The 18,942-nt window shown below is 34.9% G+C and carries 26 protein-coding genes and 1 tRNA gene; 22 read left to right on the forward strand and 5 right to left on the reverse strand.

Annotated features, from left to right (window positions below):
* Positions 1-26: 26 nt before the first annotated feature.
* The 13 genes from ACOQN3_RS01930 to ACOQN3_RS01990 all read left to right on the forward strand — a co-directional run bounded on the left by ACOQN3_RS01930 (position 27) and on the right by ACOQN3_RS01990 (position 7,860).
* A complete protein-coding gene (locus tag ACOQN3_RS01930; RefSeq protein ID WP_420544806.1) occupies positions 27-509 on the forward strand; it encodes a 50S ribosomal protein L18 in 483 nt (160 codons plus the stop codon).
* Positions 510-511: 2 nt separating this feature from the next.
* The gene (locus ACOQN3_RS01935) at positions 512-1,168 is read left to right on the forward strand and encodes a 30S ribosomal protein S5 (protein WP_420544807.1); all 657 of its coding nucleotides are present in this window, start codon (positions 512-514) and stop codon (positions 1,166-1,168) included.
* Between the two features lie 5 nt (positions 1,169-1,173).
* Positions 1,174-1,641 carry a 50S ribosomal protein L30 gene (locus ACOQN3_RS01940; RefSeq protein WP_420544808.1) on the forward strand — a complete coding sequence of 156 codons (468 nt, stop codon included), beginning with the start codon at positions 1,174-1,176 and terminating at the stop codon, positions 1,639-1,641.
* A 1-nt stretch (position 1,642) separates the two neighbouring features.
* A complete protein-coding gene (locus tag ACOQN3_RS01945; RefSeq protein WP_420544809.1) occupies positions 1,643-2,068 on the forward strand; it encodes an uL15 family ribosomal protein in 426 nt (141 codons plus the stop codon).
* Positions 2,061-3,491, forward strand: a complete 1,431-nt coding sequence (gene secY, locus ACOQN3_RS01950) for a preprotein translocase subunit SecY (protein WP_420544810.1) — start codon at positions 2,061-2,063, stop codon at positions 3,489-3,491. Before ACOQN3_RS01945 ends, secY begins: the two co-directional genes overlap by 8 nt.
* Positions 3,469-4,056, forward strand: coding sequence for an adenylate kinase (locus ACOQN3_RS01955; protein WP_420544811.1), 588 nt, complete (start codon positions 3,469-3,471; stop codon positions 4,054-4,056). Before secY ends, ACOQN3_RS01955 begins: the two co-directional genes overlap by 23 nt.
* Before the next feature lie 3 nt (positions 4,057-4,059).
* Positions 4,060-4,680, forward strand: a complete 621-nt coding sequence (locus tag ACOQN3_RS01960; protein WP_420544812.1) for an EMC3/TMCO1 family protein — start codon at positions 4,060-4,062, stop codon at positions 4,678-4,680.
* Entirely contained in the window at positions 4,677-5,237 is a 561-nt protein-coding gene (locus tag ACOQN3_RS01965) for an AAA family ATPase (protein WP_420544813.1), read from the forward strand. Before ACOQN3_RS01960 ends, ACOQN3_RS01965 begins: the two co-directional genes overlap by 4 nt.
* Positions 5,234-6,256: an RNA-guided pseudouridylation complex pseudouridine synthase subunit Cbf5 gene (locus ACOQN3_RS01970; RefSeq protein WP_420544814.1), complete on the forward strand. Its 1,023-nt coding sequence runs from the start codon at positions 5,234-5,236 to the stop codon at positions 6,254-6,256. The genes ACOQN3_RS01965 and ACOQN3_RS01970 overlap by 4 nt, the downstream gene beginning before the upstream one ends.
* A 25-nt stretch (positions 6,257-6,281) precedes the next feature.
* Positions 6,282-6,728: a hypothetical protein gene (locus tag ACOQN3_RS01975; protein WP_420544815.1), complete on the forward strand. Its 447-nt coding sequence runs from the start codon at positions 6,282-6,284 to the stop codon at positions 6,726-6,728.
* A 69-nt stretch (positions 6,729-6,797) separates the two neighbouring features.
* Positions 6,798-6,898, forward strand: a tRNA-Ser gene (locus ACOQN3_RS01980).
* 129 nt (positions 6,899-7,027) lie between these two features.
* On the forward strand, positions 7,028-7,474 hold the full coding sequence (locus tag ACOQN3_RS01985; RefSeq protein ID WP_420544816.1) for a CBS domain-containing protein: 447 nt from the start codon (positions 7,028-7,030) through the stop codon (positions 7,472-7,474).
* Between the two features lie 80 nt (positions 7,475-7,554).
* Positions 7,555-7,860, forward strand: coding sequence for a hypothetical protein (locus ACOQN3_RS01990; RefSeq protein WP_420544817.1), 306 nt, complete (start codon positions 7,555-7,557; stop codon positions 7,858-7,860).
* A 36-nt stretch (positions 7,861-7,896) separates the two neighbouring features.
* Here ACOQN3_RS01990 and ACOQN3_RS01995 read toward each other — a convergent pair whose 3' ends face one another.
* Positions 7,897-9,207 (reverse strand): NAD(P)/FAD-dependent oxidoreductase, encoded by a 1,311-nt coding sequence (locus tag ACOQN3_RS01995; protein WP_420544818.1) that lies wholly within the window; start codon positions 9,205-9,207, stop codon positions 7,897-7,899.
* A gap of 87 nt (positions 9,208-9,294) precedes the next feature.
* On the opposite strand from ACOQN3_RS01995, the gene ACOQN3_RS02000 reads away from it, so the two are divergent.
* Positions 9,295-9,576 (forward strand): hypothetical protein, encoded by a 282-nt coding sequence (locus ACOQN3_RS02000; protein WP_420544819.1) that lies wholly within the window; start codon positions 9,295-9,297, stop codon positions 9,574-9,576.
* A gap of 26 nt (positions 9,577-9,602) precedes the next feature.
* Entirely contained in the window at positions 9,603-9,992 is a 390-nt protein-coding gene (locus ACOQN3_RS02005) for a ChuX/HutX family heme-like substrate-binding protein (protein ID WP_420544820.1), read from the forward strand.
* 184 nt (positions 9,993-10,176) lie between these two features.
* On the opposite strand, the gene ACOQN3_RS02010 is transcribed toward ACOQN3_RS02005, so the two are convergent.
* Complete coding sequence (locus ACOQN3_RS02010) at positions 10,177-11,136, reverse strand: 2-hydroxyacid dehydrogenase (protein WP_420544821.1); 960 nt, start codon at positions 11,134-11,136, stop codon at positions 10,177-10,179.
* 54 nt (positions 11,137-11,190) lie between these two features.
* On the opposite strand from ACOQN3_RS02010, the gene ACOQN3_RS02015 reads away from it, so the two are divergent.
* Genes ACOQN3_RS02015 through ACOQN3_RS02030 form a run of 4 tightly spaced genes read left to right on the forward strand, consistent with a single transcriptional unit; the run spans position 11,191 to position 14,720 of the window.
* Positions 11,191-11,334: a hypothetical protein gene (locus tag ACOQN3_RS02015; protein ID WP_420544822.1), complete on the forward strand. Its 144-nt coding sequence runs from the start codon at positions 11,191-11,193 to the stop codon at positions 11,332-11,334.
* A gap of 27 nt (positions 11,335-11,361) precedes the next feature.
* The gene (locus ACOQN3_RS02020) at positions 11,362-13,284 is read left to right on the forward strand and encodes a 2-oxoacid:ferredoxin oxidoreductase subunit alpha (protein WP_420544823.1); all 1,923 of its coding nucleotides are present in this window, start codon (positions 11,362-11,364) and stop codon (positions 13,282-13,284) included.
* Positions 13,274-14,236 carry a 2-oxoacid:ferredoxin oxidoreductase subunit beta gene (locus ACOQN3_RS02025; RefSeq protein WP_420544824.1) on the forward strand — a complete coding sequence of 321 codons (963 nt, stop codon included), beginning with the start codon at positions 13,274-13,276 and terminating at the stop codon, positions 14,234-14,236. Before ACOQN3_RS02020 ends, ACOQN3_RS02025 begins: the two co-directional genes overlap by 11 nt.
* 49 nt (positions 14,237-14,285) lie before the next feature.
* Positions 14,286-14,720, forward strand: a complete 435-nt coding sequence (locus tag ACOQN3_RS02030; RefSeq protein ID WP_420544825.1) for a hypothetical protein — start codon at positions 14,286-14,288, stop codon at positions 14,718-14,720.
* Here ACOQN3_RS02030 and ACOQN3_RS02035 read toward each other — a convergent pair.
* Positions 14,713-15,246, reverse strand: a complete 534-nt coding sequence (locus tag ACOQN3_RS02035) for a hypothetical protein (protein WP_420544826.1) — start codon at positions 15,244-15,246, stop codon at positions 14,713-14,715. The two genes, ACOQN3_RS02030 and ACOQN3_RS02035, sit on opposite strands and share 8 nt — an antisense overlap.
* A 104-nt stretch (positions 15,247-15,350) precedes the next feature.
* On the opposite strand from ACOQN3_RS02035, the gene ACOQN3_RS02040 reads away from it, so the two are divergent.
* The gene (locus ACOQN3_RS02040) at positions 15,351-15,683 is read left to right on the forward strand and encodes a hypothetical protein (protein WP_420544827.1); all 333 of its coding nucleotides are present in this window, start codon (positions 15,351-15,353) and stop codon (positions 15,681-15,683) included.
* On the opposite strand, the gene ACOQN3_RS02045 is transcribed toward ACOQN3_RS02040, so the two are convergent.
* Entirely contained in the window at positions 15,684-16,238 is a 555-nt protein-coding gene (locus ACOQN3_RS02045) for a hypothetical protein (protein ID WP_420546581.1), read from the reverse strand.
* A 43-nt stretch (positions 16,239-16,281) separates the two neighbouring features.
* Positions 16,282-17,061, reverse strand: coding sequence for a coenzyme F420-0:L-glutamate ligase (locus ACOQN3_RS02050; RefSeq protein ID WP_420544828.1), 780 nt, complete (start codon positions 17,059-17,061; stop codon positions 16,282-16,284).
* Positions 17,062-17,181: 120 nt separating this feature from the next.
* Between ACOQN3_RS02050 and ACOQN3_RS02055 the strand changes: the two genes are divergently transcribed.
* Positions 17,182-18,450 carry a 3-isopropylmalate dehydratase large subunit gene (locus ACOQN3_RS02055; protein ID WP_420544829.1) on the forward strand — a complete coding sequence of 423 codons (1,269 nt, stop codon included), beginning with the start codon at positions 17,182-17,184 and terminating at the stop codon, positions 18,448-18,450.
* Positions 18,450-18,941 (forward strand): 3-isopropylmalate dehydratase small subunit, encoded by a 492-nt coding sequence (gene leuD / locus ACOQN3_RS02060; RefSeq protein ID WP_420546582.1) that lies wholly within the window; start codon positions 18,450-18,452, stop codon positions 18,939-18,941. The genes ACOQN3_RS02055 and leuD overlap by 1 nt, the downstream gene beginning before the upstream one ends.
* The last annotated feature ends 1 nt before the right edge of the window (position 18,942 follow it).

Genomic DNA, 18,942 nt, shown 5'->3' on the forward strand with positions numbered 1-18,942 from the left:
AGCAGGTCCAAACTCGGTTTCTGTAGATGGCCTATTCGAAAATATTGAGAAGACTAAGAGAAGAAAAGACCAATTATAAAAAACGTGGAACCATGTTGATGGGTAAGCGAGATTTTATCACTGTTAATATTACTAATGAAAATACTCAAGTTCAAATTCTTAAGCCTGGTATGACCGGAGATCGAATTATCTCCTCTGCACATTCTAGATATTTACTTGACAAAGGATGGAAAGGCTCTAGAAAAAGTGTTCCAGCTGCATATCTTACTGGCTATTTGGCAGGTAAGAAAGCACTTGGACAAGGAGCAAAGGATGCTATATTGTACACAGGAACAAGAAAATACACTCAACGAATGGCAGCAGCTCTAAAAGGTGTGATTGACGCTGGAGTTGAAGTACCTGCAAATGAAGAAACCTTCCCTTCTGATGACCGAATCAATGGAGATCATCTAACTGTCAAAAACGATGTTTCTAAAATAAAATCTACTATAGATACTGAGGTTAAATAAAAATGAGTCAAACTACACAATCCAGAGGGGAAAGCAATCGTCCTAGGAGACCTCGAAGAGAACCTGTGGAAGAAGTTTGGGTACCAAAAACTATTCTAGGTCAAAAGGTAGCATCTGGAGAAATCACATCTCTAGAGGAAATTATAGAATCTGGGTTAAGAATTCAAGAATCTGGAATTATCAAAAAATTACTTCCTGATCTTAAAAGTGAGGTAGTTGATGTCGGAATAATTCAAAAAATGACCTCTAATGGACAATCTACAAGATTTAAAGCAATTGTAGCAGCTGGAAATGAGAATGGATATTTGGGCATAGGTCAGGGAAAATCAAAACAAATGAGAATTGCTATTGAAAAGGCCACAAATCAAGCCTATCTTAACGTAAATCCAATCAAACTTGGGTGTGGCAGTTGGGAATGTCGATGTGATCAAAAACATTCTGTTCCATTTAAAGTCAAAGGGAAAGGTGGTAGTGTTACAATTGAAATTATTCCAGCACCTCGTGGATTAGGATTAGTTGCAGGCGGTAAAATTAAACGATTATTAGAATTAGCAGGACTAAAAGATGCTTGGACTACCGCAAAAGGTTCTACTCCAACAATGAATTCGACTTCAAAAGCTATATTGAATTGTCTAAGACAGACATTTAGTCAGGGTTGATGAAAATGGTAAATGCATATCTTGTTGTTAGAATAAAAGGTCAAGCCGATGTTCCACATTGGGCTACCCATACAATGACTCTGTTAAAATTAGATAAAAAATATCGTGCAACAATTTTACCAATAAAAGAAAACACTTTGGGAATGCTCAACAAAGTCAAGCATTATGTTTCATGGACTGAACTTGATTCAACGCTTGCCAAAGAATTAATTGACAAGAAGGCGAGAAAATCTGGTTATCAAAAAGTAACATCTGATGATTTAAAGGAACTTGGTTTTGCTAGTTCTGATGAGTTGGGAGCAGCTTTATCTGAAGGAAAAGCTACCCTATCTAAATTAAAACCTCTGAAACCTTGGTTTGCATTAGCACCACCTAGATATGGCTTTAAGAGAAGCACTAAGAAGCTGTATGGGCAGAAAGGTATTCTTGGACAAAATAAAGAACTTGGCACTTTAGTAAGGAATATGATTTAAGATGGCTACAAGATTAAGAAAAACAAGAAGATTACGTGGAGGTCGTCATATGGGATGGGGACAGGTAGGCCAACACCGAGCAAGTGGTCACAAGGGTGGTCTTGGAATTACCGGTATGATGAAACATCATTACAGTTCTTTGCTAAAATATGATCCAGATCATTATGGTCATGATTCAACTAAACCACCTCACCCAAATATCACCAAGAAATGGACTAGTGTCCGAGATCTAGATGACTTGTTCAATAAGTTCGGTAAAGAAGAAGGAGGTAAGAAAGTCGTAGACCTTGAAAGTGCAGGATACGAGAAACTCCTTGGCGGCGGAAAAGTTAGCATAGCTTATTCTGTCAAAGTACCACGATTTACAGCATCTGCAGAAGAGAAGTTAAAGGCTGTTGGGGGAGAGGTGTTATCTAACGATGGCTGAGGGAAGTCTTACCGCAATTATCAGAAAAGTCGTCTTCAAAGCTGAACCTTACATTCCTCAGGTGCCAAAACCAAAAAAGAAGATACCTTTACAAACTCGCCTTCTCTGGTGTGGGGTTGCACTACTTATCTACATGGTTATGGGTCAGACTCCATTATTTGGTGCAACTGCACCTCAATTTGATTTTCTGGCATTTGCCAGAGTTATTTTTGCATCTCAACAGGGAACTCTTGTTGAATTAGGAATAGGACCGATTGTTACAGCTGGGTTGCTGATGCAATTATTGAGAGGTTCGGATATTCTTAAATTTGATTTTAAGAAACCAGAAGAAAGAGGAATTTTCCAGACTGCTACTAAATTAGTTACATATGTGGTGATTGTAGCTGAATCAATTGTTTATGCCATTGCAGTTTATGGACCTGGCGTAACTGAAGCTAACGTTCTGTATGTTATGATAGGGCAACTTATGGCGGCGTCTATAATTATCATGTTCTTAGATGAATTAATCCAGAAAGGATGGGGAATTGGAAGTGGAATTAGCTTGTTTATTATGGCAGGTGTTGCACAACAAATTCTCTGGAGTTTGTTCAGTCCGTTACCTGCAGGTGATGGTGGAACTATAGGTATACTTCCGTATATTGGGCAGTCTATAATGAGTGGAGATGTTTCCAATATCTTATTCCGTTCAAACCAACTACCGAGCATATTTGGATTGTGTCTGACTGCTGGAGTAGTATTGATACTTGTATTTACACAAGGAATGAAGATTGAGATTCCTATAGTGTCTACAAAATATCGAGGATTCTCAGCCGTTTATCCAATCAAAATGATGTATGTATCTAACATTCCAGTCATCTTGGCTTCTGCTCTTACTGCAAATGCTGTTTTCATATTCCAAATGCTTTGGGCAAACATGAATCCGCGGAATAATAATTTCTTCATGAACTTTATTGCGCAGTTTGATCCAACTAGTCCGTCTACTCCTATTGGAGGTATTATTTACTATATCACTCCGCCCAGAGGACTGGATGTTGCGGTACTTGATCCAATGCGTGCTGTAGGATACGTTTTGTTTATGGTTGGAATAGTGGTTGTTTTTGGCAGATTATGGGTAGAACTAGGAGGTTTATCTCCAAAAAGTGCTGCCCAGAATTTGCTTGACGCTGATGTCCAAATCCCTGGATTTAGAAGATCAAACAAGCCTGTTGAGGCATTATTGAACAAGTACATCCCATCTGTTACAATAATTGGTTCAATGATCTTAGGTTTGTTGGCGGGTGTTTCTGATGTCCTTGGTGTGTTTGGTTCTGGTATAGGTGTTTTACTTATGGTGGATATTTTGATTAATTATTACACTCAATTAGTCAGGGAACAAGTTGAAGTAGTTATGCCGCGGTTGGGTGCTTTGCTTGGCAGAAAGTAAGAAAATTGTTATGGTGGGTATTCCTGGAGTTGGGAAAACCACACTAGTTTCAAAAATTGTTGAGATTCTTAAGGACCATGAAAAGAGCGTGTCTGTAACAAGTTTTGGAACTTTGATGTTTGAAATTGCCAAAGAAAATGGTGTAAAAGATAGAGATGAGTTGAGAAAATTACCAGTTTCTAAACAACAAGAACTACAAAAAATGGCTGCAGAAAAGATTGCGTCTCAAAATGAACAAATTGTAATTATTGATACTCACGCATTTATTAGTTCAAAAGAAGGTTACTATCCTGGATTGCCTGAACATGTTCTAAAGATTATTCAACCCACAAATTTTGTATCTGTTTCTGCTAAACCTGAAGAAATTTACAATAGAAGAATGAAAGATGACACTCGTAATAGGGATAAAATCACTCTTTCTAATATCAAGAAAGAACTTGATGTTCAATCAGGAATGATTTCTGCATGTGCTGTCATTACTGGCTCTCCTGTTAAACACATTCTTAACGGTGAGGGAAAGGTTGATGAAGCAGTAAACAAGATAGTTACTACAATAGGACTGTGAAAAATGGACTTAACCTTTATTCTCTTGTTTATTGAATCGATACCACTTCAATTTGATTTCTTTGGTGATGCTGGACATCTTGGTAGTGACGATCCAATGGTTAAAGGTATCATATACTCCATGTTTGCAGTCTCCGGATTTGGTATCCTCCTAAACGTTTTCAACTCTGGGGTCAGAAAGAAAATGGTTGATCAGGTCAAACTAAAGCGTATTATGAAGGAGACTCGAGCATGGCAAAAAGAACGAATGGCTGCAATGAGATCAAAAGATCAAGCAAAGATGAATGAATTAAGCAAAAAATCAGCTTACATGAACAAGATGTCCATGGAAATGATGCAAATGAACATGAGACCTATGATGATAACCTTTGTTCCTTTGATCTTAATATTCTATCTTGTACTGCCACAATTGTTTGCATATACAGTTGCACTATCCCCAATCCCACTGAATGTTATTCCTGGTGATATGTTTCAATTAACTTGCACTGCTGAACAAGCAGCAGATCCTGAACATGTATGTCAAGAGGAAAATGCTCTATATCTATGGGCTTGGTATTTTCTTTCATCTATTGCATTTAGTGGCATTATTATGAAACTAACAAAAACATCCATGGATCTCAGTTGACCAAATCAATTGTCATTTCCGGTCCTCCTGCAGTAGGTAAAACAACTGTTGCAAAGGGACTTTCTGAAGAGTTTAATCTACAATATCTTAGTGGAGGTGACGTGTTAAAGGAAATGGCAAAGGAGCAAGGATTTGATTCTGATGGAGATGACTGGTGGGATACTTCTGATGGTATGAAATTTCTACAACAACGTGAATCAAATTCCGAATTTGACAAAAAACTTGATAAAAAATTAATTGGACTTTTTAACCAAGGTGGAATGGTCATTACAAGTTATACTTTACCTTGGTTAATCGAAAATGGCATTAAAATTTGGCTTGAAGGATCACATGCAAGTAGTACAAAGAGAATGCAATCTAGAGATAACATGACTTCTAATGAAGCTTATGAAATTACAAAAGAGAGATTTGACAAAAACAGAGCACTATACAAAAAACTATATGATTTTGACTTTGGAGAAGACAAATCTGTTTTTGATGTTATAATTAATACTGACAATCTTACTGCACAACAAGTAATAGATGTGGCAAAAGAAACTGTGAGAAAATTGTTATGACTCTTAAACAGCTTGAAAATCTTGTTGAAATAGATCAAGACATTACTGATGATGCATATGGAACTTTTTATGACAAAAGAACAATTGAACAATTGTTAAACTATGGAATTATTATTCTTGACAAACCTCCTGGACCAACAAGTCACGAAACAGTGGCTTGGGTTAAACGTATTTTAAAACTTCCCAAGGTTGGGCACAGTGGCACATTAGATCCTCAAGTTTCAGGAGTGTTGCCTTTGGGACTAGGTGAAGCTACTAAAGCATTAGGAGTTTTACTATATGGTCCTAAGGAATACCATGCACTTGGGAGAGTTCACTCTCTTCCTACAAAAGAAAAACTGGATGAAGTAATTGATATGTTTCGAGGTGAAATTTTTCAAAAACCTCCACAACGTTCTGCTGTGGTTCGTCAAACAAGAACCAGGCACATATATGAATTTGAAGTATTAGAACAAAAAGAAAGATTACTTTTAACTCGTATTTTATGCGAATCTGGTACGTATATCAGAAAATTGTATTATGATATGGGAGAAATACTTGGACCAGGCGCTACGATGATTGAATTACGAAGAACAAGAGTTGACCAATTCTATGAATCAGATGGATTGGTTACTATGCATGAACTTGCAAATGCATTTGCTTTATGGGAAGAAAAAAAAGATGCAGACAAACTAATGAAAATGATAAAACCTGTAGAATATGCGTTTAGTGAAATAAAATCTGTAGTAATTCGAGACTCTGCAGTTGATGCTTTATGTCATGGTGCTCAACTCGCAATACCTGGAATTTTAGAAATATCTCCAAACTTAAAACGTGGTGATGTTGTTGGAATTTACACTCAAAAAGGAGAGGCAGTTGCTTTAGCTGAATCTTTAATGGACGAAAATGAAATTCGTGATGCGACAAAAGGATATGCATTTGAAACAAAAAGAATCATCATGTCGCCAAATACTTATCCTAAGAAATGGAGAACAAAACCCCCATTTCAATCATCTACTGATTCATCTCCAAAGGAATAAAAATCAAGAAACTATTTCTCAGTAATTGTTAGCTAAAAGTCTGATCATATTTGTTGGTATTGGGGTGTTTGCTGGACTTGGGTATGGAATTTTTTTAATGGATGTAAAAAATACTAGTCAATTAATCTATGTAGAAGGATCTTCTTTGTCTATTGTAACTGAAAAATTTGATTTTAAAAAAGGTGAAGACATCCAAATCCGAATAATTAATTCTGGTACAACACAGGTGAACTTCACTGACACTTCTTATGGGTTGAGGATTACTGGCTTATCTGGAATTTTGATGTATTCTCCATCTTCTACACCTTCAGTTTCTATTTTAGATCCTGGCGAAGAAGTTATTTTTCTATGGGATCAAAAAAAGAATGATGGTGATGGCGCTCTTGAAGGTCTCTATAAAATATCTGTAAAGGGAACTGATCCTCAAGGAATGTCTATTGAAAAATCTGCCACTGTCACGATTTGGAAGTAATCCTATTGGATTTCTCAAGTAACACAATATATAATCAAATTTTACAAAATAATTTTGTCGCAAGACTGTGCCGGGGTCGCCTAGCCTGGTAGGGCGCGCGCCTGGAAATAATTTACCATAAAGCGCGTTCTCGCAAGGGAACGGGAGTTCAAATCTCCCTCCCGGCGCCATCAATTAATTAAAAACTCTGTTGTGATGTTGTTTTAAAATAAACTTGGTAATTGAAATTCTTCTTCATCTGATTTTCAAATTTGATAATTTGGAATTCCTCTCAAATAACTGAAAATTGTTAGCTTATTGTGAACAGTACGTTTGTACATCAAGTAATGAATAAAAATTTGATTTTTGTCGATAACTCTACTTCTATTCAAGATGCCGCAAAAAAAATGACTGATGAAGGAATTGGTTGTGTAATTGTTAAAAATGATGGTAAATCTGTTGGAATTTTAACTGAAAGAGATTTTGTTACTAAGGTTGCATCTGAAGGTTTGCCTCTATTTACTGATGTATCCGAAATTATGTCTTCTCCACTGATTACAATTCCTTATGATGATACAATATGGGAGGCATCTGAAATAATGAAGAGTAAAAAAATTCACAAATTGCCTGTAATAGAAAAGGACAATGTTGTTGGAATTATCACCACTAGTGATATAATTAGGATATCTAGTCTTGGTTCTGATTCTCAAATGCGTAAGATTTGTGATGATATTTTATTACGAATTAGTAAATCCCCAAGTGGCTGAGTAAATTTCTTTTAGCATTTGGTTATACTCTTTACTATCTTAGCAATTCTAATTAACCATGTTTTTTCTTACTATTCCAATTGATTGATGAAAAAGATATCTCAGATATCTCTGATGAACAACTCGATGAACCTCTGCATTCAGAAGAAAAAAGTCAAATCTCAAAGAAATTAGATAAATCTCTTGGAAAAATTGGTATAATAATAATGACTATTGGAATGTTTTTCTTATTTTATGATTCGTACGTGATCAATCAGATGTTTCCAACAAATTATCATTTTTATCAACATCCTGAAATCCATATTCCAATAACTGCAATGCTTCTGGCATTCTCTGGAACAGCAATTTTCATAATTCATTTTAAAAAAGGAAGAAATGTGTTCTAAATTATTTTTTTAGATATAAAGACTGACAATCGAAAATTAGTCTTTTATTTTCTCAATTATTTCACTAAATTTCCATGGCCCGCATTTGGAATCTGCATTTTCATTTTGAATTATTCCTTTTTCATTAAGCTGGTTTACCACATAAGCTGAGAATGGCAAAGCTCCCGTTGCACCTGGTGAATTGTAATTTAAAATGTGAAAAGATGCTTTATGATCCAACAGAATTACATCTGGAACAAACTTTCCATTTTGATCAATGACTGATGATCGTATTCCTGCAGTTCCTTTTGTTTTGAATTTCTCTGGATTTATCTTGGGCAAAAATCTTCTTACTCTGTCTATCATTGTAGTTTTAGACATGGATGATTTAATTTCATTTATTGCTAATTCTTGAAACTGTTTGTCAAAAATTGTTTTTCTTGCACCTGATCCAATCATTTCTAATATTTTTGGAATAAATTCTTTTATGTTTTCAGTTTTGTTATATCCATAAGGACTAAAAACTGGAACAGCATTGGGGCCTACTTCACATCTCCCATCTACCCTAATAATCCAATGTGGGTCTAAGAATGGATATTCAGGAACTTCTGGAACCGAATAAATGCTAGTTTTTGTTATTTTGAGATATTCTTTTGGAGCTTGCCAATATTCTCCTCTAAAATGAACATCCGTAAAATTCTCTGCTACTCCTACTTGGTGTGCAATATCTATTGATTCTCCTCCTGCTGCATTAATCAAAACTTTTGCAGAAATCTTTTGATTATGGTTTAATGTTATGTGCCAAAATCCATTTTTATTAATTATCTCTGTGACTTTTTTATTTAAAATAAATTTAATGTTATTTTTCGTGCTGTCTGACATAATCGATTTAGTAAGTATTGAGTAATCCGTTGACGCATCTCTGTGTACATATAGAGCTGCCTCACATTCTATCTCAGGTTCAATCTTTTTTAGATCTGATTTTCCCAATAATTCTAAGTCTTTTTGGTCCAATCCGTTATCTTTTCCCCATTTTTCATATTTTTCAAGAATTTTTACTCCTTGTTGATCTAGGGCTACTTCAATGACTCCGTCTTCTTTGAATGGGAGATTTTTTAATTCAGCATATTGTTTCCACATTTCATATCCCTGAAAAGCTGATTTTGCAAATAATTTCTTCTTATTAGGATCATAAAGATAAGGTGCGTGTACTTTTCCAGTATTTCTCCCACTTGTATGAAAAGCAACCTTGTGAGCCTGTTCTATTACGCCAATTTTTTTTGATGTGTTAAGAAACGACAGGAAATATGCTATGGAAGTTCCAAGTATTCCTCCTCCTACAATTACAATGTCAAAATTTTGATTCAAACGATTCTACTCTTATTTTATTTTAGTTGATATTAAATTGAATCAGTTATAATCAAGATTAATATCTGATGCCCATAAACATGGTTTGTGTTACCTGATAGATGTTCTGTAATGGAAAACGGGAAGCAATGTATTAGCCCTCCAGAATTTATTGTATCGATAATAGACAAAAAGGATGAATATATGGTAGGTGTTACGTGTAACAAGCATAAACAAATTGTTTCTGGTAAAATTGGTGTTCTTCAAAGAGAAGGAAAACTTCATGAAGGAAAAATTAGTTTTGCTACAGTAAAAGCTGTTGGAACTGATTGCATTCATGGAGATGAAGAGGATTTTGTACAAATTGATATGAAAAATCCTAAAAACTGAAATAAGTTATTTTATTTCTAATGTACATGTTACTTTATGATCTTTTTTCTGATATAATCAAAATTGATAATGTTTTACTTATCGTAAAAAATAATGGTGTTGTAAGTGAGATAAGGGCCCCTAATAAAATAAAACAAAAAGAGAAATGGATCACAATTGGTGAAAATGATGATCCGGCTCACCTGCATATTAATTCTGAGTTAATAAAATCAGCCAAATTTATACAAGAAGAAAAACCCGAACGAGTTAGTTATAGCATACATTTCTATGATGATGAAGAAAATCGTATTGTTGCAGCTTTCTTTACAAAAATGTATGATGATTCCAAAAAACTAATCCAAAATAGAAAACTTGAATATGATACATTACGTGATAAATATTCTACTTTCATTGATTTTAAAAAAAACCTTGTCTGAAAAAGACAAGGAGAAAAATTTCATTCTTTAGATTCTTTTTTCTTCTTCTCTTTTTCAGATTGTAGTTTAGCTAATTCTAATTCTTCATTGGTATGTTTGAATTTTTTCAATCTGGTTGTACTTAGCAAATTAGATATAAAAACTGCACAATTTTTCTATTCACGAACTAGGCCTAAATTGTGTGCTATAGTGTGTAGATCGGTTTTTCCCCTCTGATCCCATAATCCAAATTTTTCATGGTAATTTCTGCCATTTTTTTCCTAGTTTCTATTGTGGAACTCCCAATATGTGGCGTGATTAGACAATTTTCCAATCTTAGTAATTGGCTGTCTTTTTCAATTGGTTCAATTTCAAATACGTCCAATCCGGCACCTGCAATGGTTTTTTTCTTGAGTGCTGTTATCAAATCTTTTTCGTTAACCACTTTTCCTCTTGATGTATTTATTAGAAATGCTGTCTTTTTCATTTTTCTAAATACATTCGAATTGAACATGTGTTCAGTTTCTTTAGTGTGTGGTACATGAATCGAAATGATGTCGCTTTCTGTGATTATTTTCTCAAAGGATGCAAACTTTACACCTAAAGTTTTCTCTAAGGTTTTTGATACTCTTTTTCTGTTATGATAGTTTATTTTCATGTCAAATGCACTGGCTCTTTTAGCAAGTGCTCTTCCAATTCTCCCTAATCCGATAATTCCTAATGTTTTTCCTTGCAGATCAAAACCCACATAATCAAACGCACCATAAACCTCATTCCATTTTTTCTTCCTAATTGTTCGATCTCCTTCTGACACTCTTCTCATAAGATCAAGTAGTAATGCAAATGTCAAATCTGCAGTGGCATCTGTTAGAACTTCTGGCGTATATCCAATCTTGATTCCTTTTTTCTTTGCATATTCTGTGTCTATGTGATCAAAACCGACGCTATAGGTACTTATGACTTTGAGATTTTCTGCCAAGTCTATTGTTTTTTTGTCGATTTTATCATATGGAAAACAGATTAACCCTTCTATGCCTCTTATTTTTGATCGTAGTTTTGTCTGAGAAATTGGAATTTTTCCAGAATGAACCTCTACTTGATACCTTTTTTTTAATTTCTTTAATGTTAAATCGTCTAATGTTCTCGTTAGAAAAATTTTTTTCATACTTTAATTGGAATTTATCTCAAACCATTTATACGATTTCTTTCTAGTTCTTTTGTGTCTTCTAATGCTGAGGAGGAAGAATTTGCTATTTGTATAGAGTGTGGAAATTCCATAGAGAAATGTGTCTGTGTATGTCCTTATTGTGGTGAACGTGATAAATGTGAGTGCGCATTGTTTGATGCAGCAACAGGTGGCTAGAAGTCTAATCTTCTTTTGGTGAAATACATGGCTGCTGAATCTACTGATTTTACTTGGCTTATTGGAGGTCCTCAAGGAAGTGGGGTTGAGTCTGGTGCTAATATTTTTTCCCAAGTTTGTGCTAAAATGGGATATCAGATATTTGGAAAAAGGGAATTTTATTCCAATATTAAGGGGGAGCATAGCTATTTTGCAGTAAGAGTTTCTGACATAAAGATCCATTCCAATGTCAATGAAGTAAACTTGATGGTGTCTTTTGATGCCGAAACTATCTTCCGTCATTTTGATGAAGTTTCATCAACTGGGAGTATCATCTATGATTCTGATTTGAATGATATTGATACTGGAAGGGTTAGAACACTTGATAATCCTTTCAAAGAAAGACTGCATAAATTTCTAGAATCAAAAAATAAACCTTTTACAATATCCGGAGTTTTAGAAATTGCAAATGAAAAAGGAGTTAAACTTTTTCCTGTGTCATTTAAAAAATTATTAGAAGATCTAGCTGACAAATCTAACAATCCAAAATTACGAGGTTTAGTAAGAATGTATAATGTCATTGGTGTTTCCCTGTCTCTTGGACTAATCCAAATGCCTTCTGAATCTTTACTTGACTCTATTGATTCAATATTTTCAAAAAAACCCCTAATTGCTGAAATAAACAAACAGGCAGCTAGACATTCATATCTTCATGCTACTCAGAATTTTGACAATATTGATCAAACATTAAAGGGAATTTCAAAACAATCTGATACAATTCTTGTTCAAGGTCATTATGGAACATCCATAGGAAAAATGGTTTGTGGGTGTAGATTCCAATCCTATTATCCTATAACTCCTGCATCAGATGAAAGTGTTTACTTGGAATCTAATGAAATTTTACAAGTCCATGATGACAGACCTGGATCTACTGCCGTTATTCAAACCGAAGATGAAATTTCAGCTATTGGTATGGTGATTGGTGCGGCATTAACTGGAACACGCTCTTCCACTTCGACCTCAGGTCCTGGGTTTGCTCTAATGGCTGAGGCTCTTGGCTGGGCCGGCATAAATGAAGTTCCTATTGTAATTACTTTGTATCAAAGAAGTGGTCCTTCGACCGGTCTTCCAACTCGTCATGGACAAGACGATTTACTTTTTGCTGTATTTGCCGGTCATGGTGATTTTCCTAAAATCGTTTATGCTTCAGGTGACATCGAAGAGAGTTTCTATGATACTGGAAATTGTTTTAATTATGCAGATGTTTATCAAGTCCCTGTCATTCACATGATGGATAAATTTCTCTCCAGTTCCGTTGTAACGTGTGAAAAATTTGATCCGAACAAAGTTTCTATTGATAGAGGAAAATTACTGGATAAAATTGAGGGTGAATACAAGAGATTCTCTCTTGATAATGATGATGGTGTATCTCCTAGATCCAGACTTGGATTAGACAATGGGATTTTTTGGAGTACTGGTGATGAATCTGATGAATCTGGTCATATTTCAGAGGATCCTCAGGTACGAATCAAAATGATGGACAAGAGAATGTCAAGATTGGAATTGATATCTGAAAAAATTCCAGAAAATCAACAACTCAAATCGTATGGAATTCATAAACACACCATAATCTCTTGGGGTTCTACCAAAGGACCAATTCTTGATGCTCTATTCATGTTGAAGAAAGAAGGATTTGATGTGGGGTTTGTGCAAATAAAACTGATTCATCCATTCCCTGCTGATTATCTAAAACATCTTCTTGGCGATAATGTTGAAATTTTAATTGATATTGAAGCTAATCACTCTGGACAACTAGGAAAAATCTTTAAGCAAAACTTATCTAGAGAAATTGATTATTATATTTTAAAATATACGGGACGAGGAATGACAAGTACTGAAATTTTTGATTCGTTAAAGAAAATCATTGAAAATAAAGCACAAAAAAGAGAGGTCTTAAGTCATGGCGCTTAAGCTTGCAGATTACAAAACTGACGTACATAATGATTGGTGTCCTGGCTGCGGCGATTTTGGAATTGTAAATGCATTGCAAATGGCTCTTGCAGAAATGGGTGTCGAAAGAGATAAAGCAGTAATTTTCTCTGGTATTGGATGTTCTGGTAAAACATCTCATTTTATCAACACATATGGAATACATACTTTGCATGGACGAGTTCTTACCTTTGCTCAAGGTGGGAAACTTGCGAATCCTGATATGACTGTGGTAGCTGTAGGTGGAGATGGTGACGGATTGGGAATTGGGGCAGGACATTTTGTTGCTGCAGGAAGACGTAATGTGGACATGACTTACATAATTTTTGATAATGGCGTCTATGGTCTTACAAAAGGACAAGCTTCTCCTACACTGAAATTAGGAGAAAAGACAAAATCATTACCCTCTCCAAATACGAATTATAATGTAAATCCAATAGGGTTAGCTGTAGCAAGTGGATTCACATTTGTAGCACGTGGTTATTCATATGATGTACGACATCTCAAGGATTTAATCATCAAAGCAGTATGTCATAAAGGATTATCATTTCTTGATGTTTTACAACCTTGTCCTACATACAATGATATCAATACAAGAGACTGGTATGCTGGAGTAGATCTAGCCCAAGAATCCATGGAGAGGCATTCTAGGATTTACAAACTTGAAGATACTATGTATGATCCATCGGTACACTATGCCGAAGAATCTGAAGTCAATGAAAAATTGTCACAAGCTTTGATAAAATCTCTGGAATGGGATGCCAAGATCCCAACTGGCATATTTTATCAAAATGAGTTGGTGTCTCCATTTACCACTCGTTTAACAGACAAAATACCAAATTATCTTGAAAACCCTCCATCCAAACAAAAAATTTCCAAAAACGGAATGCCTACCACTGACGTATCATCGTTACTAGACTCCCTGAGAATTTAGAAATTCAAATACATAACAAGTTATAGGCTAGTTATGGGATAATCTTCTGTTGAACATTAATGAGGCTAATCAAATTTTTAGAAAGTCTATCATTACCGGGTTCTTTGAACCTCAACTGATTAATCTTGATTTTAAGAAATCTTCTGTAAAACATCCAAATATCAATGACAGTGGGTTTATGCAGTCGGATTTGCTTCATGTGTTTTTCGATATTGATACTGGTTCTGATTATCCTGATGGTGATGAATGGTTTATCGTTGAAATCGTGTTTCCTCATTTTGTGAATTTGCCTGATACTCTAAAGGGGCCTGATTATTTTACTACTCTTTCTGGTGAATCTGGAAAAACATATTGGCATCATAGGGAGCTAATACGTTACAAATACGGAAAAACAAAAAAACTAGATGACGCTTTGGAATTCCTTGAATCAAAATATAAGGAACTGCATAATTTGCTAGAACCTTTTCAGAAAGATATCAAATAATCTCCTTCCACTCATTTCCTTTATAGATAAATTTTTTATTTTGTGATAATGCCATGTTCAATCTCCATCTTATTGACGCTGAATCAAATCTATAATCGATCTCTAAAATTTCCGATGGGAGTTTTTTTGGATCTAAATGATAAGGCAATAACTCTAAAACAAAATCGATTTTCTCTAATGCATTATCAAACCATTGTTTATCTGCTACGTCGATATTAAACACAATTCGTGGCTCTCCGACAAAATTAATTTTTATCTTTAAAGCATTATCTGTTCCTCTCCTTCTTTTCATCTCTTTGAATACTGCCTTGACTTTTTCCCATCGTTTGAAATCAAACCATTGAAAAAATGCTTCATTAAATGTAAGGGGAATTTGGAGATCTAAATAACTGACAAAATTTTCATCATTTGGCTCTATTTCATTTTGAATAATTGTAAAATGTGAATTTAGAAATCCGTATAGAACCTCAATTTCCCATGGGGAAATTCCATAGTATGTTAAATTTGTTTTTAAACTTTCTACCATCATCTAAATTTCTCAAAAATTCTTATTAAAGCTTCAATTTTTAAATAAACAGTCTATTTTACATTAAAATTAAAAATATATGGAAAGAGATTATCTTATTAGATATGAAAAAAGAATATGTTGTTAGAAGTATTGATGCTGCACCTGATGGCGCTCCCTATGTCATAGTCTCTTTATCTTCAGTTAAAGATCTCAAAGAAGGTACCCAAAACCCTCCTTCACCATTTGGAAGTCCCAAAGTTATGGGATTCACTAACATGAATGATATGATGAAGGATCTAAACAAAATGTTGTCTGGAATAGGTGGTGGTATTGGTGGAATGCAAGGTGGTGTCACACAATTGAAACTTGAAATGCATGAATACAAGGAAATGGGGCTTTCTGTTGGCGATAAGGTATTTCTAGAGTTAAGCAAGGCTGAAACTCTTGGAGTCTAATTACAATATAGTGTTAAAATATTTCCAGCCATAAAAAGCCGCAATTGTTCCAATTACAAATAACATTGGCTTCCATGCAAAAACTGGAAGACTGGGCGTTGCAAGTTTTACTTTGTAATTGTCAACAATTGCATGTACGTTTTTCTTGATTTTGTCATGCCAGATGCTGTACTCTATTTGATATTTTTTTAGAATCTCTTCTACTTCGTAAACCACAGGTGTTCTTTGGGAAAACAAATGTTGAAGATAATCTCTTGACACTTCTACTTCTGCATGAATTCCAATTAGTCCTTTTTTCAAGTCAACCATTCTGACGTGCATTTCCCAAGGTTTTTTTAATTTCAAATTCAAACCATTCCCAATTTGATCTGGTTGCTTATGTTCGAATTTTACTTTAGTAAATCCTTCTTCTGTGAAAATTTTCATTAATTCTTCAAAATTTCTTTTAACCACGATATGAAGTTGCTCTACTCCTTCCTTATTGTCAACGTGAATCTTATGTTTAATTCCATCAAAAAATGATATTGTCTTTGGGTATGTTGTTAGATACTCCATTGTTTTTTCCACTAAAATACCTCTATTTAAAGCAGAACTACATTCAATCAACCAAAGGTGGATTTGATAACCCTCTCACATAGATACATTGATCTGGAGAAATTGCCACTTCCGATGGATCTATTTTCCTATCTGTGAGTTTTACTTCTGAATTCCTAACTATCGCAAATGGTTTTAGCTCTGCCCCTTCCCCCATTTTGTAATTTGCGATTGTTGCAAGATTATCTACTGTTGCTTGAAATGTAACTTTTAGTGGATTTCCATCCAAGTCTTTTTTTGCTCTCATATCTAATACTGGTTCTATACCTGCACATGCAACAGCAATTCCTGAAGTTCCAATTCTAGCAGGCATTAATCTACTATCTACTAAAATCACCCCTACATGCACAAACCATTTTAAGAAAATTTTTCTACGTATCTGTTCTGCTGTTAGATATGGCTCTGTTGGATACAGAATTGCATTTCCTTTTTTTGCATTAGATTTATCAATTCCTGCATTTGGTGCTAAAACATTATTCGAGGATGTAATTAGAAATCCTCCTATTCCTCCTAAAATTTTATCTGACTCTCTTATTATGATTTCTGCAATTTCAGGCCTTAACTGAAATTTTTCTGAAATTTTTTTACCTTTTTCTGATACCAATGTTTTCTGTGTGTTGATAATTCTACCTTGAGCATTTGAGATGTATTTTGTTGAAATTACTATTACGTCTCCATCTTGAAATCTTTCATTATTTCTTTCTAAAGTTTCTTGTATAGATTCAAAAATATCAAATTTCTCCGTCTTTCTCTCTGCCAAAAGTGGTAAAACCGTTAATTTCATGTGTTTATGCACTGTTTTTCTTTTTTTACTGTTGTGATGTGTGTTTTTAATTGTCTATTTTTGTTTGAAGATTTTTTTCTGAAAAGCTTTTAATCTGTAGTCCTGTCAAATCTTTCTGTTATGAATATTGTTGAAACTATATTGGCACGTGCATCTGGAAAAACAAGCGTTTCTCCAGACGATGTTGTATTTGCCAATGTCGATAAAGTTATGGTTCATGATGTATCTGGGCCAGGTGTGCTAAAGGTATTTGATAAACTCAAAAAACAAGGAATCTCAGTTGACAAGTTATGGGATCCGAAAAAAGTCTGGGTTGCTGAAGACCATTTTGTTCCATCTGCCGAAAAAGTTTCGGCAGAAAATATTGTAAAACTATCCAATTTTACAAAAAATTTTGGAATTGAGAAGCATTTCAAATATGGCATGGGACAATATGGGATTTGTCATACTTTGTCTCATGAAGAAGCAATGGTGATGCCTGGAGATGTCTATGTTGGTGGAGACTCTCATACTAATACTACTGGTGCATTAGGAGCTTTCGCTTGTGGCTTGGGACATACTGACATTGCATATGTTTTATTGAATGGAAAAATTTGGTTTAAAATTCCTGAAACTTATTACTTCAAATTAAATGGAAAGTTGCCAGACCATGTCATGGCCAAGGATTTAATTCTCAAAATAATTGGGGAAATTGGAACTGATGGTGGTGCATATAGAACCATGCAGTTTGGCGGTACTGGTGTTGATGCGATGTCCGTGGAAAGCCGTTTGACATTATGCAATATGACTACCGAAGCTGGTGCCAAAAATGGTATTGTTGAACCTGATCAAAAAGTTGTAGATTATTTAGAAAGCAGAGGAGCTACAAATATCAAATTAACTCACGGTGATTCTGATGCTGAGTATGCCAAAGTTTTTGAATATGAAAGCGAAGAAATGGAACCAATTGTTGCAAAACCCTTTTCTCCAGAAAATATTTCAATTGTGAGAGAAACTCCTTCTGTTGAATTAGACAAATCCTATATTGGATCCTGTACTGGTGCAAAATACGAGGATCTAGAAGCTGCAGCAAAAATCCTAAAAGGAAGAAAAGTCAAAATTAGGACTGAAATATTGCCTGCTGCAATATCCATTTATCAACGTGCTATGGAGAATGGTTTGTTGAAAATTTTCTTAGATGCTGGAGTCACAGTTGGTCCTCCAACATGTGGTGCATGTTGTGGAGCTCATATGGGCGTATTGGCAAAAGATGAAATTTGCATTAGTACTACTAATCGTAATTTCCCAGGTAGAATGGGTCATGTTGAGTCCCAAACATATCTTTCATCTCCTATGGTTGCTGCAGCTTCAGCTGTTACCGGTAAAATTACTGATCCGAGGGATTTATGATGAAAGGAAATGTCATAAAATATGACCGAGATAATATCGATACTGATGTGATCATTCCTGGTCAATATCTCAAAATTCATGATTATGCTGAACTTGCAACCCATGCTATGGAAGGTCTTGACCCTGATTTTCACTCTAAAGTAAAAGATGGTGATTTTATTTTATCTGGAAAAAATTTTGGTTGTGGATCCTCCCGTGAGCATGCCCCTATCGCTTTATCTCATTCTGGGATAAAGGCCGTACTCGCATTGTCTTTTGCAAGAATCTTTTATCGCAATTCTGTAGATGGCGCATTTTTACTTCCAATTGAAATTGACCAAGACGCCTATGATGGAATCTCTGAAGGCGACGAAATTGACATTGACATCTCTACCAATGAAATTAAGAATATCAGCAAAAACAAAATATACAAAATGAAGCCATTCTCTGAAATTATCGACAAGATAATTGCTGCAGGAGGGCTCTTCAAGTACAAACCAGAACAGGATTAGT

It is taken from the genome of Candidatus Nitrosopumilus sp. (genome assembly GCF_965223225.1).
GTDB lineage: Archaea > Thermoproteota > Nitrososphaeria > Nitrososphaerales > Nitrosopumilaceae > Nitrosopumilus.